Origin of the sequence: Clostridium cavendishii DSM 21758, from assembly GCF_900141845.1 — a bacterium.
Taxonomy (GTDB): Bacteria; Bacillota; Clostridia; order Clostridiales; family Clostridiaceae; genus Clostridium_AG; species Clostridium_AG cavendishii.
The window spans coordinates 160,323-177,412 of record NZ_FQZB01000011.1 but is presented as its reverse complement, the minus strand read 5'-3'; the positions used below and the strand labels follow the sequence as shown (position 1 = coordinate 177,412).

Here is a 17,090-nt window from a genome sequence, read left to right as displayed (position 1 = left end):
AGTTGGAAAAAGTTAAAAAACATATACTTCGTGAAGTTGCTAATAAGAGTTTAACAGCAAAAGAAGCTAAAATTTTACTTAGTGAACTTGATAATTTTAAAAAAGTAGAAAGTAATGAAGTGAAAAATGGAGAGTTTGCTATTATAGGTATTGGACTGAATTTTCCTGGTGCAGATAACCTAGAGGAATATTGGAATATTATTAATAATGGTTATATTACAATTGGAGAGTTTCCTGATAATAGGAAAAAAGACATTAATATTTTTATGGAAGATGCAATCAGTTATAGAAAGGGCGGTTATTTGCAATCAGTGGACAATTTTGATGCTAGGTTTTTTAACATATCTCCTCAGGAAGCTGAACGTATGGATCCACAGCAGAGGCTATTTTTACAAGTAGCCTTTAGTGCTATAGAAGATTCAGGTATTGATATAAACTCAATAAAAGGAAGCAGTACTGGAGTGTTTGTTGGACACGAAACAACTAGTATTAAAGAATATTTTAAAGCTATTGAGAATTCAGGGGATGAGTTGGCGATTACAGGTTGTCATACTGGGATAATGGCTAGTAGGATTTCTTATTTGTTAAATTTAAAAGGTCCTGCTTTAGTTATAGACACAGCTTGTTCCTCCAGTTTGGTTGCATTGCATGTTGCATTACAATCATTAAAAGCTGGAGAATGTAAGCAAGCAATTGTAGGTGGTGTAACATTACATATGATTCCAGAAACTGGAGGGATGGTATATGAAGCCTCTAATGACAAAGTAAAAGCTTTTGATAAACATGCGAATGGAACTGTATGGAGTGAAGGTATAGCGGCTATACTTATAAAACCACTAGAAAAAGCAAAGGAAGATAATGATAATATATATGCCATTATTAAAGGGTCATCAGCTAATAATGATGGAACTACTTCTAGCATCACAGCACCTAGTAGTATTTCTCAAGCAGAAGTTATTCAAAGCTGTTGGGAAGATGCGAGGGTAGATCCAGAAACCATTAGTTACATTGAAACTCATGGAACAGGAACTGTATTGGGAGATCCTATAGAAATAAAAGGTTTGACTCAAGCTTTTGAAAAATATACAAATAAAAAGCAGTTTTGTGGAATTGGGTCAGTTAAAAATAATATAGGACATACGGTAGGATGTTCAGGACTAGCTTCAATCATTAAAGTGGTATTAGCATTAAAGTACAAAAAGTTACCAGGAACAGTTGGATTTGTTTCTCCCAATAGTTTGATTGATTTTATATCTTCGCCAGTTTTTTTTAATAGCCATACAGTAGATTGGAATCCTGCATGTAAAATACGTCGATGTGGAGTAAGTGCTTTCGGTTTTAGTGGTACTAATGTGCATATTCTTTTGGAGGAAGCAGATGAGAAAAAAATTATTAAAAATGATAAAAAGAATTATCTTTTTACATGCTCTGCAAAAACAGAACAAGCCCTATTGATGCAAATTATGAAATATTTAAATTACTTAAGAAGAAATCCAAACATAAGTCTTAGTGATTTTTGTTATACAGCTTCAATTTCAAGAGGCCAGTACCAGCATAGGGTAGCAATTATTTTTAATAATAAAGAGCAAATTTTAGGAAAATTAATGGAAACTATAGGTAATAATTTGGTAGATTTCAATGTACCAGATAAAAATCAGTTTTATGGATTTCATAAAATTGTTAGGTTAAAGAATGGATTAAGCCGAAATGAGCTAAATGATGGACAAATCAGGAAAATTTCAAAGAAAGCAGATTTATTTATAAAAACGAATAAGGAATCCCAGAACATAGATGTACTTCGTGAAATTTGTAGTATGTATATTAATGGAGCCACAATAAATTGGCAAGAATTTTATGAAGAAGGATTATATAATAAGATTTCTATACCAGGTTATCCATTTGAAAAGAAAAGATTTTGGATATCTCCATCAGAAACTATTAAGACAGAGAAAACTAAAAAACATAATGATGAACATCCTCTTTTAGGAGATATAAAACTTATAACTAAAAACAAGGTGATTTTTGAATCGAGGATTTCAGTTGAAGAAAGTTGGATTTTGCAGGAACATAAAGTAGATGGAGATAGCATAATTCCGGGAACTGCCTATATAGAAATGGCTGTTGTAGCTGGAAAACGGATATTTAACCAAAGTGTATGCTCAATAGAAGATATTCAGATATATTCACCTATAACCATGAATCCTTATAAAGAAAGAACTGTACAGTTTATAGTTTCTATTGAAAGAAATCAGATAGGTTATGAAATTATTAGTAGTAATTTGGATGATAATTATACTTCAGGTAACTGGACAATACATGGATCAGGAAAATATGTACTGCATAGAGGTGAAGAAAACCCATCGAAACAATTTTCTCTTGAAGAGTTTAAACAAGAATGCTCCAAAATTGTAGAATTTGATATTGAAGATGTGTTTAAAGAAGGTGGAGCTATAACTTTTGGTCCAAGATGGAATTGTATTAAAAAATTGCAAACAGGAAATGACAAAGCATTGGTTGAATTACAACTTAATACAGATTTTTTACAAGACCTGAAGCAATATCACTTACACCCTGCACTATTGGATTGTGCTATATCCGTAGGTGCACATCTTTCTCAAAGAAAGTCTAAGGTGTATTTACCTGTTTCATATAGAAAAGTTAAGGTATTTGGTAATTTACCAGCAAAAGTATATGCTTTATTGTGTCCGGTAACGGATATAGATAATGAGGAATTTATAAAATACAATGTTTGTATAATGGATGAGCATGAAAAATGTTTAGTTGAAATTGATGGCATAATTCTTAAACTTGTTACTAATTTTAGTAAATTAAAAGTACAACAACAAGTAGACTTTAAATATCAAATTAAATTTAAACAAAATAAGTTTCAGAATAAATTTGAGGAATTCACAAATGGAGCTGACATTGTTGTGATTGGTGGAAATGAAGCTTTAAGAGAGGGATTTTCAAATGCATATAAAGATTACTATAATGAGGCTATTTTTGTGGAATTTGGACATAGCTATTTTAGAAAAAATAATACAAGTTTTGTAATATCTTCCGATATGGAATCTTTTGATTCACTTTTTAGTGTGTTAAAGTCAGAGTTTCAAGTTACACACATTATATATATAGGAGGAATGCTTTCAGATGATAATACTAATACTTTGAATGAACTTGAAAATATACTTGATAGAGGGTTGTATAGTTTATTTTATATGACAAAGTCGATGGTTAAGAAATTTTCAAATAATGATATAGAAGTTATACTAATTTCAAAATATGCTTATAAGGTTACAGGGGATGAATTAGTTGTACATCCAGAAAATGCGGCATTATTTGGATTAGCAAAGAGTGTATGTATGGAATATCCTAATATACATTGTAGACTACTTGATATTGATACAGAGATTTTTACTGATATATTTACAGAGGATCTTTGGAGCAATAAAACAAATTTTTTAGCTGCATATCGTAACAATCAAAGATATAGAGAAACATTATGTAAGTATGAGGGATTGAAACAAAGTGAACATAAGATTATTAATGATGGGATATATGTAATCACAGGTGGAACAGGTGATTTAGGATTGGAAATAGCTGAACACATAGCACGTAAAGCTAATGTAACTTTAATATTAGTAACACGATCTGAATTTCCTAAAAGAGAGGCATGGCATCAAATACAGAGAGAGAATAATGGCAATGTGTCAAAAAAAGTTAATAAAATTATTGAAATTGAAAAACATGGATCTAAGGTATATACGATGTGTATGCAAATTCAAGATTTAAATAATGTAACACTTGCCTTTGATAAAATACGCTCAACATTTGGAAGAATCAATGGTGTTATACATTGTGCAGGGGTCGCTGGGGATGGATTTATATTTAGAAAAGATTTTAAAACATTTTATGACGTAATTTCTCCTAAAATACAAGGAACTTGGATTTTAGACCAAGTAACTAAGCAGGATAAACTTGATTTTATGGTTCTTTTTTCTTCCATTACAGCTATACTCAGTGGAATTGGTCAAGGGGATTATACAGCAGCAAATGCATATCTTGATTCTTTTGCTTCACAACAGGGTGAAAGTGGAAAGATAATTTCTGTAAATTGGCCGGCTTGGAGTGAAATAGGAATGGCAAAACGGTTCAATGTAAACAATGATGGAATTTTTAAAGCACTTCTAACCAGTGATGCACTTGAGTTTTTCGATAATGCCTTACAGATTAGCGATAGTAATATTATTCTTGGTCAATTAAATCAAGAAAAGTTACCTAATCTTATTGAAACAAATATAATTGAAGTTGACCAAGAATTGCTATTAGGCAATATTATAAATAAAGAAATTATAGAAGATTTTAAGTTAGGGGTTGATCATAAAGTTTCTGTTGAATTGCATGGAAGATTAGATAATAATTATTCTAATTTAGAAAGAAAGGTTGCACAGGTTTGGGCAGATATTTTATCAGTAAGTAGTATTGATGTTTTTGAATCTTTTTATGATATGGGTGGTAACTCTATATTGGCAATTCGCCTTGCTAATGCACTTAATGAGGCTTTTAGTACAAAACTTGATATTAGTCATATTTTTGAACTTCTAACGGTAGAAGAGATGGTTAAATATATTGATAAAAAAGATAGAAATGCATCTTCGGTACAAATATCTAAATTAGAGGCAGAAGAAAACTATGTTCATGATCTTTTTGGAATGCAGAAGCATATTTGGTTCTTGCAAAAGTATTCACCACAATCCACAGTTTATCAAGTGCCGACCTATTTTTATATGAATGAAAAAGTGGATATAGATATAGTGAAAAAATCTTTTTTTTATTTACAGCAAACTAATGATGCTCTAAATGTGGTTATCGAAGAACATAGTGGTGTACCTAAGCAGAGATTAATAAATAATTTTTCGCCAATGTTTTCTTTTGAAGATCTATCTAAAGAGTATGATAGAAATAATTTATTACTTACAAGAATGGAAGAAGAAAATAATAAAGTTTTTGATTTTGAAAAACCTTTGTGGAAAGTAATACTATACAAGTTAGAAGAGGAAAAGTATTGTTTATATTTAAATATACACCACATAATTACAGATGGATGGAGTGAAGGAATCTTATTTGATCAATTTGTAAGTATATATAATAAGCTTAAAACAAAAGAATCTTTTTCAGAGCCTAAGAATAAGTATGGATATTTGGACTGGATTTATGAAGAAGAACTTCATTTAAAAGATCATCGTGTAGAATATTCGAATTACTGGTTAGATGAATTAAAAGGCCCACTACCAATATTAAATTTGCCGATTGATTTTCCGAGAAAAGACAATCAAACTTATGTTGGAGGAGCCTATACAAAAAGAATAAGTGTTGATAGAACCATAAAAGTAAAGGAACTTGCTAAGTATTATAAAACTACCATTAATACTGTGTTATTAGCAGTGTATTATAAGTTCTTAAGTAAGATTTGTAATCAAGATGAACTTATTATTGGAATACCTATTGTTAACAGAAATAATTTAGAAAGTGAAAAATTAGTTGGGCTTTTGATGAATATTGTTTGTATCAGAATAAATTCTGAAGGTTGTGGAGATTTCTACAGTTTGATAGAAATAATTAAGGAAAAGTGCAAATTGGCTTACAAATATGGGAGATATCCTTTTGAACAAATACTTAGTAGTTTAGAGCTAGAACGATATACTAATATAAATGCTGTTTATCAAACGATGTTTCAATTTTTTGAAAATCATCAAATTAGCAATAATAGTAGTTTATTTGATTTAAATTTTATGGGCAAAGAAGTTAATGGTCAAATTGAGTTGCGTATGGAATATGCAACAGATTTATTCCGTAGTATAACTATTGAAAGATTTATGGATCAATATCTTACTATTTTGGATCAAGTTGAGGAAAATAAGCATATTGATTTAAATAAAATAGAACTTATGACAAAGGTAGAAGAAGGAAATTTATTGGATAAATACTCAAACCCACATTTGACAGAGAATTCTATTATTATCAAAAAAATTGAAGAAATTGCACAATTATATCCAGATAAGAATGCTATTTGTTACTTAGATGAAAAATTAACATACGAGGAATTGATGATACAATCTGGAAGGTTAGCAACATTATTAATTAAGAATGGACTTAAGAAAGGCCAACCTGTAGGTATTCTAATGAATAAGGGCATACCTATGATAGTAGCAATAATTGCTGTTGTTAGAGCAGGAGCATCATATCTTCCTCTAGATCCAGAATACCCACAGGAACGAATTCAATATATGTTAAAACATAGCAATACTAATATTGTAATAACATCATATGAGGTATTTAAAGATTTTAATCAAATGGATTGGGAAGATAGATATATTGTTTTAACAGATAATTTACCAAAAATAATACCAAAAGGTTTAAATTTTATTTTAGCAGATGAAACTAGCGAAGTAACAAATATAGATTTCCCAGATATTGATAGCAATGACTTAATGGATATAATTTATACATCAGGTTCTACTGGATTACCAAAAGGGGTTATGGTGACTCATGGTAATGTATCTAATTTTATACATTGGTCTTTAAATGAGTTTAATATTACTGTAGCTGACAGATTGATGCTTGTTACATCAATTTCTTTCGATATATCTGTTTTTGAGATATTTGCTACTTTAGCTAGTGGGGCAGAGTTGTATATTGTATCTAAAGATACATTGCAAGATGCAAATGAAATGTTTAAATTTATTTGTAAAAATAAGATTTCTATATGGCATTCTGTACCATCACTAGTGAAGCAGTTTCTTATGGGAGGATTATTTGAAACAGAAGATGCGGAAATGCTTAAGTGCGTCAAAAAAGTTTTAATTGGTGGAGAAGCATGGACAGCTGAACTGGCTAAATTGATAAAAAAGAGATTTTCTAGTTCAGAGCTCTTTAATATGTACGGACCTACAGAAGCTACAATTTGGGTAACGTCATATCGAGTTGATGAAGAGCTCTATAATGACAGTTATTCCATAGTTCCTATAGGAAGACCGATTTGGAATAATAATGTTCTTATTTTAGATGATTGTGGAGCTCTTTGTCCAATAGGTATACCAGGTCAGATTATATTGACTGGAGAAAATATTACAAAAGGTTATATTAATGATTTAGAGAAAACAAAGCAAAATTTTTCATGGATTAATCAGTTTGATAAGATAGGATATAAAACTGGAGATATCGGTATGTATACTGATAATGGATATATCGTTTATTTAGGGAGAAATGATGGTATGGTAAAAATTAGAGGGTATCGTGTTGAATGTGGTGAAATAGAAAACATAGTTCAATCTTGTAAAGGAATAAAAGAATGTGCTGTAGTAACCGCTGAAGAAAATGGAACAAATAAGTTACTTTGTTTTTATGAGGTTATAGAAAATAAGAGTGATATTTGTTATGTAGCTCAGCTAAAAGAGCTATTACAACAGCATGTACCACACTATATGATTCCTGCACATTTTATTGTTATGACAGAAATACCTAAAACAAGCAATGGAAAAATAGATAGACAGAGGCTAGATAAACTTGATTGGAAGCAGATGTTGCCTGATGTATATGAACAACAAGAGGAAGCTAATGAAATTGAAAAAAATATATATGATATATGGATAAGTTTACTTGATTATGACAGAATAGGACTAAATAGCAATTTCTTTGATGTAGGAGGTAATTCTCTTCTAGTAAGTAGAATGAATTACAGTATTGAAGAGTTGTATCCGGGGATGATTACAATAGCGGATATATTTGCTTATCCTACAATTAAGAAACTTTCTAGTTATATCATGGATAAGATGAAGGTAGTATCTGTAGTAGAAGATAATGAACGATTAGATGTGAGTATGGATGAGTTATTTTCATTAGTAGCAAAAGGTGAAATATCAGCAGCAGATGCTGCAAATATACTCAAAAAAAGAGGTGAAGTATAATATGGATATATATGAATATATTATTTCTCAAACAGTCAATAAAAAAATTGACCAATCAGTTGCTAATCACTTATTAAAGTATCAGATGCAAAATGAAAAAAGTATAAATAAAGATATTGCTATAATTGGTATGGCATTAAATTTTCCAAATTGTGATACAATTGATGAGTTTTGGAATAATATTTGTTCAAAAACAAATAACATAACTGTTTTTCCAGAAAATAGAAAAAGAGATGCAAATGCATTTTTTCGTATGACAGGTTCAAAATTTGTTAATGAGTTTTCTAAAGGTGCTTATCTGAATCGAATTGATGAATTTGATTATAATTATTTTGGGATATCGCCTTTAGAGGCAAATCTCATGGATCTTAACCAGAGATTATTTTTGCAAGTAGCAGTACAAGCGATGGAGGATGCTGGGTATGGAACTAAAAAATTAGCTGATACTAACACAGGTGTATATATTGGTTACAGTGATGATTTTTGTCAAGAATATAAAACACTTGTAGCTACGGCACAACCTGAATTGTATAATTTATCTATATCGGGAAATGTACACTCTATAATTGCAAGTCGTATTGCGTATATACTTAATTTAAAGGGACCTGCTATGTTGGTTGATACGGCGTGTTCATCAGCCCTTACAGCAGTACACTTAGCGGTACAGGGATTGTTAAATGGGGATTGTGAAACAGCTATTGTAGGTGGAGCCAAATTATCGTTAGTACCTAGTTCTTCTTTACTTCCGATAGCATCATCTGATGGAAGATGTAGAGCATTTGATGATGAGTCTGATGGTACTGGTTTCGGAGAAGGAGTTGCAGCAGTTCTTCTTAAGCCTCTTGATAAAGCTATAAAGGATAAAGATTCTATTTATGCAGTTATCAAGGGTAGTGCTGTTAATCAAGATGGTGCTTCAATCGGGATTACAGCACCTAATAGTTTGGCTCAGGCAAGTTTGTTGGAAAAAGCCTGGAAGGGCGCTTGCGTTGAACCAGAAACAATTTCATATATAGAAACACATGGAACTGGCACAAAACTAGGTGATCCAGTAGAAATTGATGGTATAACAAAGGCTTTTTCAAAATTTACAAATAAAAAACAGTTTTGTGCAATTAGTTCTGCTAAATCAGGAGTTGGACATTTAGATCATTTAGCTGGTATGGCGAGTTTATGTAAAGCAGTTATAGCATTGAATTTAAAACAAATTCCTCCAACATTACATTTTAGAAAGCCTAATCGTAATATTACATTTGAGAATTCACCTGTATATGTAAATGATAAGGTAACTCCGTGGAAGCAGGGAGAAACACCTAGAAGGTGTGGCGTAAGCTCTTTTGGTATAAGTGGAACAAACTGTCATGTGGTCCTTGAAGAATATATAGAGGAAGTACAAGAGCAACAAGATGATAACAAACTACGAATTTTTATGTTATCATCTCAAACTAGGGATGGTTTGATGTCGACTATAAAAAATAATCTTGTTTTTTTGCGTAATCATAAGCAAATTAGTTTAACAAACTTATGTTTTACAGCTCAATGTTATCGTGATCATCATCCATGTAGAATTGTATTTTTAGTAAATAGTATTGAGGAACTTATTGAAAAACTATCTAGAGTGATTAAATATGATAAATTGATAAGTATGACAAATGAAGGTATATTCTTCGGTTATTCAAAAGTTATTCCAATAAAGAAGGAAAAGCAAGAAGATGAGATTTATGAACATGAAGTGAAAAACTATACCAATAGATCTAAAGAATTATTGAATAAAGATCAGAGTTTAGAGTCTATGGAAGAATTATGCTCATTATATGTTAAGTTAGCAGATATTGATTGGAGTGTGATGCATAAGAAAGAGTATACAAAAGTTCATTACCCAGGATATTCATTTTCTCCAGAAAGATGTTGGGTATCCATGGAGGAAAAAAATAAAGTTGAAGATTATGGTATAGTTAAGTGTGTTGCAAAAACTAATGGACAAAGGATATATACAACAACATTAAGTCCAACAGAGAGTTGGGAGTTAACAGAGCATAGATTTTACGGACAAGCATTGCTACCAGGTACAGCTTATGTGGAGATTTTAAAAAAAGTTGCTGATGATTTTGGGGATGTTCAAGCGGTTGAATTATCTGAACTGATTTTCTTATCACCATTAATATTTAAGATAGATGAACCAAGAGAAGTAATGGTAGTTTTAAAAATTGAAGACGATTTTATTAAGTTTAGAATTGAAAGTGAAGAGAAATTAGAAGAAGAAACTTCAAATTGGCTTGTACATGCCGAAGGGGAAATGGAGTATATTTATGAAGAGGCTCCTACTGTAGATTTAGTAAAACTTAAAGAAACGTACTTTAATGGAAATGAAAAGGAATTTGAATTTGATAGTAATGAAGATGGACCAATTTCATTTGGGCTTAGATGGGACAATGTGGATAGGTATTCTGTTATAGATAATAGAGTACTTGCTTACTTTAAGCTAAAGGACTTCTATAGAAATGATTGTATTGAGCATATAATTCATCCAGCTTTACTAGATAATGCTGTTAATATTGCTATAAAGAGTATAGAGGATGGATTGTATTTACCTTGGACTTATAAGAAGATTTGTATATATGACAATTTACCAAGTGAATTTTATAGTTTTTTAATATTAAAAGGGAATGATGTAAATAATGAGTTTGTAAAATTTGATGCTCAACTGATAGATAAAAATGGAAAGGTGTTAATTGAGATTAACGATTATGCCATTAAAAAAGTAAATTCTATTGGAGTTGAAGGAACAACAGAACCAATGCCAGAAGTATTTTCTATAGATTGGGAAAAAGAAGAAAGGAAAAGTAACGAAAAAAGTGATAATTCAAAAGATGATATAGTTCTTTTTTATATGTCAGATAATGTGCCATATACACTTAAGCAAGAATTTGAGGAAAATGGACATGTGGTTATGCTTGAAAAAATGAAAAATAGAGATTTTAGTGGATTATTAAGTAAATTATCTAGAGAAAAATCTATAAAATTTGTTTTTTATGCATGCGAACTTTATGATGATTTTGAAAGTTTAGATAAATTTAAAGAGGTTTTTGATGAAACATTATATTCATTTTTAGAATTTGTACAGGATTTGTTAAAAGGAGCTTGGAAAAATCCGAATATTGAAATTATTTTGATAGCAAGAGAAGTTTATGAAATAACGGGAGAAGAAAAAATACTTCAGCCTCATTATTCAAGTTTCTTAGCGTTAGGAAAGGTTGTTACACAGGAGTACTCAAATATTAAGTGTACTGCATTAGACATTGATGTAAATTTTGATATGAAAGAACTTTACCAAGAAATAATTGGACAAAAAACATCTTATTATATTGGATTGAGACAAAATCAACGTTACAAAATGCAACTTCAGGAAAGGAAAACCTCATCTTTAATAGAAAGAAATTTGAATTTGAGAAAAGATGGAGTATATATTATTACAGGAGGTACAGGGGGCTTAGGTCTTGAGATAGCGAAACATATTGCTTCTCAACAGACAGTTCATTTCATATTTGCACAGCGTTCTAAATTACCTGATAGAAATGAATGGGGGAATTCAGAAGAAAGAACTACAAAGGAAAAAAGAGCTATAGAAGCTATTGAGTATATTGAAAAAATTGGATCAACTGTAGCATTGTATTCAATTGATGTGACCTGCGGAGATCAAGTAAAGGAGTTGGTTGAGGAAGTACGTAATCAATTTGGTACAATTACAGGAGTAATACATGCTGCTGGTCAGCCTGGCAATGGATTCATATTAAATAAAGATATAAGTGAATTTGAAAAGGTAATGAATCCTAAAGTTTTAGGGACTTGGTTACTGGATAACGAAACAAAACAAGATAATTTGGATTTCTTTATTTTATTTTCTTCTATAACATCTTTATTAGGGGGAATGGGACAAAGTGATTATACAGCTGCTAACTCATTTTTAGATGCGTTTGCATATTTAAGGAATAGGAGAAGTGGAAATACCATAGTAATAAATTGGGGTCCGTGGAAAGAAACTGGTATGGCTGTTGACTATAAAGTTAAAGATGATCAACAACTTAAACAGATTTCAACTAATGGAGCGCTACAAGTATTCGATCTTATTTTATCTAAGAAAATATCACAGCTTGTTGTAGGAAATTTAAATACTAAAACATCAATGATTCATGAATATTATTTACCATTATCTAAGGCAATATCTAATCGATACAAAAGGCAAAAGAGAGTAGTAAAAGATCAACAAGACATCCATGTTAAGGATAAAATTGAAAATATAAATCCTGAAGATGTCCTTGAATTGGTAAGTAGTATTTGGGAAGAGGTATTACAAATAAAAGATATTGATATTTATAAAAATTTCACACTTTTAGGTGGTGACTCCATTATAGCAGCGTATTTGGTAAAGAAGATGGAGGAGAGGTTTGGAAACATTATTGATATTACTGATATATTTGCATATCCATCAGTTTTTGAAATGGCATCTCATATTAAAGAAATAGTAACATCAGAGGAAAATCAATGTGAAGAGAAAGACTCTATATCCTTAATGGAAAATACTGAATCTGATCAATTAATAGATGAGGCATATTTAGATAATTTAGTATCTAAGTTAGTTGAGGAAAAAGGAAATCTTGAGAGTTCATTTAAAGTGTTATCTGAGGAGAGTTCAGAGCTATGGATAAAGTAAAGAAATATATACTTAGTCAAATAGCCAATGAGAATATTCCACGAAATGACGCAAAAGAAATGCTTAAGGAATTTATTCAATCATCTAAAACTATGGGAAAAAAGGTGGAAGAAGACATTGCAATCATAGGAATGGCAGGTAAGTACCCCGCTTCAGATAATTTAGAAAAGTACTGGTACAATTTAAAAAATGGTATAAATTGTGTGTCTCACATTCCAGAACAAAGGAGAGAAGATTCAAACGTATTATATTCTTTATTTATTAGTGGCCAGGGAAAAATGGTGTTTCCTAATATAGATACGTATCATATAGGTGGATACTTAAATGAAATAGACAAATTTGATGCATCTTTTTTTCAAATTCCTCCTAATGAAGCGAAGGCAATGGATCCATTTCAGAGATTATTTTTAGAGACTGTATACAATACTATTGAAGAGGCGGGATATGCTGCTGATAAGCTTAGTGGAGAAAATATAGGTATTTTTGCTGGGAGAGATCATACTGTTACTCCTTATTATAAACTGTTTACTAGTGATGATCATCCTATGAAATTCACAGGTTCACTTACTTCTATTATGACTAGTAGAATTTCTTATATATTTAATTTTAAAGGGCCGAGTATGGTAATTGATACTTCTTGCTCGTCTGGACTAGTAGCTGTTCATGAAGCGTGTAAGTCTTTGTGTAATCATGAGTGTTCAATGGCAATAGCCGGAGGTATTTCTTTAGATATATTACCAGCTACCTTTAATGGAATGAGTATGATTACAAGTTCTGTACACAAAGTCCAGACGTTTAGTGAAGATGCTGATGGAACGATTTTTTCAGAAGGAGTAGGTGCTATTTTATTAAAGCCATTAAAGATTGCGTTGATGGATGGAGATCACATTCATGCTATTATTAAAGGTAGTGCAGTAAATAATGTTGGTGCTACTAGTGGACTGGCAACTCCAAGTCGACAGGCTGAAGAGGAATTGTTAATTTCAGCATGGAAAGATGCAAAAATAGAACCTGAAAGTATATCGTACGTTGAAGCTCATGGAAGTGCTACTAGTATCGGAGATCCAATTGAAATAAAGGCAATTACAAGTGCGTTCAGAAGATTTTCTCGCCAAAATCAATTTTGTGCAATTGGAACTTCTAAAAGTAATATTGGTCACACTGCGGCTGCTTCTGGGATAGCATCGTTGACCAAAGTTATTTTATCAATAAAAAATGAAATTATCCCACCCAGTATTAATTTTATAAGACCTAATAAATATGTTGATTTTACGCAATCTGCTGTTTATATTAATGATAAAATTGAAAGATGGAAAACCAAAGATAAGCCTAGAAGAGCAGGAGTGTCTTCTTTCGGATTTAGTGGAACTAATTGTCATGTTGTTGTTGAAGAGGCACCAATGGTATTAAAAGAAAATGGTTTTACTTTAAATGATATACAGGAATCATATATTTTTCTTTTATCAGCAAAAAGCATACAATCTTTATTTAAATCTATTGAGAATTATAACACGTATCTCGTAGATAAAAATGATAAAATTGAGGATATTTGCTATACATCGGCAGTAGGAAGAAATCATTATAACTATAGACTTGCAATTATTATAAAAACAAAGGATGAGTTAATACAAATAATAAAAAGTCTATTATCTTCTATAGTTGATATAGAAGACTATGAAAGTAAGATATTCTCTGAAAAATTATTTTGGGGAGATTATAAGTCAAATATTCATTTTGGATTTATTAAAGAAATAAATAAAAATTTATATTCATTAAATGAAATAGGAGTCAAAGAAAATATATTTACTAATTCATTTTGTTATGAAGTTTGTAAAGCCTATGTAAATGGAGCAATGATAGAATGGAAGGAATTGTATAAAGGGTATAAATATAATAGAGTAAGCCTTCCATTGTATCCATTTTTTTATAAACGATATTGGTTTGAACCTGATGAAGTAGGAGTTGAGAAGCTTACTGTATCTAAGGATATTAGATTAAGTTGCGAAAAAGTTGATGGACAAGATAGATCTTCAATAGGTAAGACATTAAATAAAAAGGACACAATTTTAATTGGGAAAAGTGAAAATATAATTACTCCTATAGAAAAAGTAATTGGAAATATATGGGGTAAAATATTAGGTTTTGAAGAAGTTAATGTAAATGATCATTTTTATAATCTTGGGGGAAGTTCAATTCTTGCTATAAGGTTAATTGAAAATATTAATGTATATTTCAATACGAATATTACTATAAAGGAATTTTTAGAATATCCAACAGTGTTTGAGTTATCTCTTTATGTAAGTAGTTTATCTATATCAAATCAAGAGTTAAATACTTATGATAATCAGAAAAACAAAGAAGAAAATAAAAATGAAGCAGAAAGTAATACTGAAGATAATAATTTAATAGTGCCTGTACGGTTATATTCACTTAATCATTTGAATTTAACCAATAATTACACTTGGAGTCAGTTAGATTGCTATGAGAGAGGTATAGCTATTCAGTGCGAAAAAATAGATTTCAAATTAATTAATTACTTTAACTTTATGGTTGGTGTTAGAAAAGGATTTAACTTATCTAAGCTTGGTTATTCAAATTTTGAGTTGCAGGATAAATTTAAAAGTAATGAAAATCTTTCAATAGTAGATGAGGTTCTTCAATTATGTGGATTAAAAGTAAAAGCTTTTTCTGTTTCGCAAGAAGAAAATGTTTGTGAGCGAATAGCCCAGATTATTGATAAAGAAGAAATGGCAATGGTACTTTTTGATGAGTATTATATTTTCTACAGTAATTTTTATAAAATTAAACATACAGATCATTTAACTATTGTAAATGGATATGATAAAAAGCGAGAGTTATTTAATATTGTAAATCACAACCATATGGAGGTGAATTTAGGTAAGGAAATATCTTACTCTACGTTTTCTGTTTCCTTTGATGTGATGGAGGAGATTTATAGAGAACGATCAGCAGAATATAAGAAAGTATTGGTTATAGATCCAATTGAGGATAAACCAATTTCTACACAAAATATAAAAGAGGAATATCTAAGGATAATCAATTATATTGCTAAGTCTTTGCATAAAGGTAGTGCATTAGATTTACTAGAACAAATAATAAGAGATGAAGATAATTATTTTTTAGAGAAAAATTTGAATAAACTTTATTTGCAATTAGGAGGTCTTGAGCTAACTCTTAAATGTATTCTTCGTAGTTATAATGGTCCTAATTACAAAAAAATACAAATGGAATGCAGCCAAATAGTAAAATTAGCAGGAAGTATTATAGATCGTTACAGCATAAGTGTATTCAGGAAAAAGATGTTAAATTTTGAAAGCTTGAGTAAAGAGTTTGACCAAATACAAAACTTAATAAATGATGTTTTTAATACTATATTAACAGATAATGGTATTATTTAGTGTGATTTGAATTTATGAACTATAAATGAGAGTGTTAACAAGTTTATGATACTATTTATGCAAAAATGAATTACACGAATATTTCGGAAATAAAAAAATTTGAAAGATTAAATATTATAAATGATAAATAGTATATAACATATTGTGTTTATTTTTATTATTTATCATTTGGCGAAGAACATAAAAATAGTACTATTCTATTTTTGAAATATATGGATATGCCAAGTAAATTCATATATTAGGCTGTAAAGAATGGTACGAAAGGTAGTTAGTTTGCATTATAAGATTGATAAAATGTATTTTTGGTTAGAATGATTTAAAACTAGGAGAATGAGAGATTTGTTTATGGAGTTAGTTATAATAGAAATAATGTTCTAATTATGTTAAGTGGTGTAATAGCATATATAATAAAAGGTATGCAATAGAACCTGGCTGTAGCATAGAATATACAGTTTGTAATGATAATTTAAGTAATGTTAAGATTATAAAAGTAGGATTATTGAGTGAATCATTTATACTAGAATTTAAATGAGATTTAAGTCAGGAATCAAAAATAAATGATGATGAAGAAATATAAGTAGAAGTTAACTCAATAGATAATATACTAGATTATAATAATATAAAAATATATATAGGAAGCTTAATTGGAATGTTAAGGAAATGTGGTAAAGACCATAATTAAGAATAAACCTCGTTTAGCAATTTATATATATCATAAATCAAAAAACATTTTAGAAATATCGTTGTTTATAAATGAATTACTTTTTGAATATAAGTTTTATGGTAGACAACATTCATCAGTAGATTTAGATACAATATTATATACCACAATATAAAACATATTATACTTTTTAATATAGAAGTAATAATGTAAGCTTTGTATAGGAAATATTTTAATAAAGTGTATAATTAAGGCTGAAAACAACAAATTGTTAACTAGGTATAATATTGATATCAAAAATAAATGAATAATATTAATGATTTATTTTGGTA

Annotated in this window: 3 protein-coding genes; all 3 read left to right on the top strand. The window is 29.9% G+C overall.

Annotation, left to right across the window (positions count from 1 at the left end; all coding sequences use genetic code 11):
- Nucleotides 1-2 precede the first annotated feature (2 nt).
- Genes BUB01_RS13485 through BUB01_RS13475 form a run of 3 tightly spaced genes read left to right on the top strand, consistent with a single transcriptional unit; the run spans nucleotide 3 to nucleotide 16,097 of the window.
- The gene (locus BUB01_RS13485) at nucleotides 3-7,967 is read left to right on the top strand and encodes a non-ribosomal peptide synthetase (RefSeq protein ID WP_072988698.1); all 7,965 of its coding nucleotides are present in this window, start codon (nucleotides 3-5) and stop codon (nucleotides 7,965-7,967) included.
- A 1-nt stretch (nucleotide 7,968) separates the two neighbouring features.
- Entirely contained in the window at nucleotides 7,969-12,678 is a 4,710-nt protein-coding gene (locus BUB01_RS13480; RefSeq protein WP_072988694.1) for a type I polyketide synthase, read from the top strand.
- A complete protein-coding gene (locus BUB01_RS13475) occupies nucleotides 12,666-16,097 on the top strand; it encodes a beta-ketoacyl synthase N-terminal-like domain-containing protein (RefSeq protein WP_072988691.1) in 3,432 nt (1,143 codons plus the stop codon). Before BUB01_RS13480 ends, BUB01_RS13475 begins: the two co-directional genes overlap by 13 nt.
- Nucleotides 16,098-17,090 lie beyond the last annotated feature (993 nt).

Coding starts and splice junctions, on each gene's coding strand:
- BUB01_RS13480 (WP_072988694.1), top strand. CDS start 7,969: ATGGATATATATGAATATATTATTTCTCAAACAGTCAATAAAAAAATT.
- BUB01_RS13475 (WP_072988691.1), top strand. CDS start 12,666: ATGGATAAAGTAAAGAAATATATACTTAGTCAAATAGCCAATGAGAAT.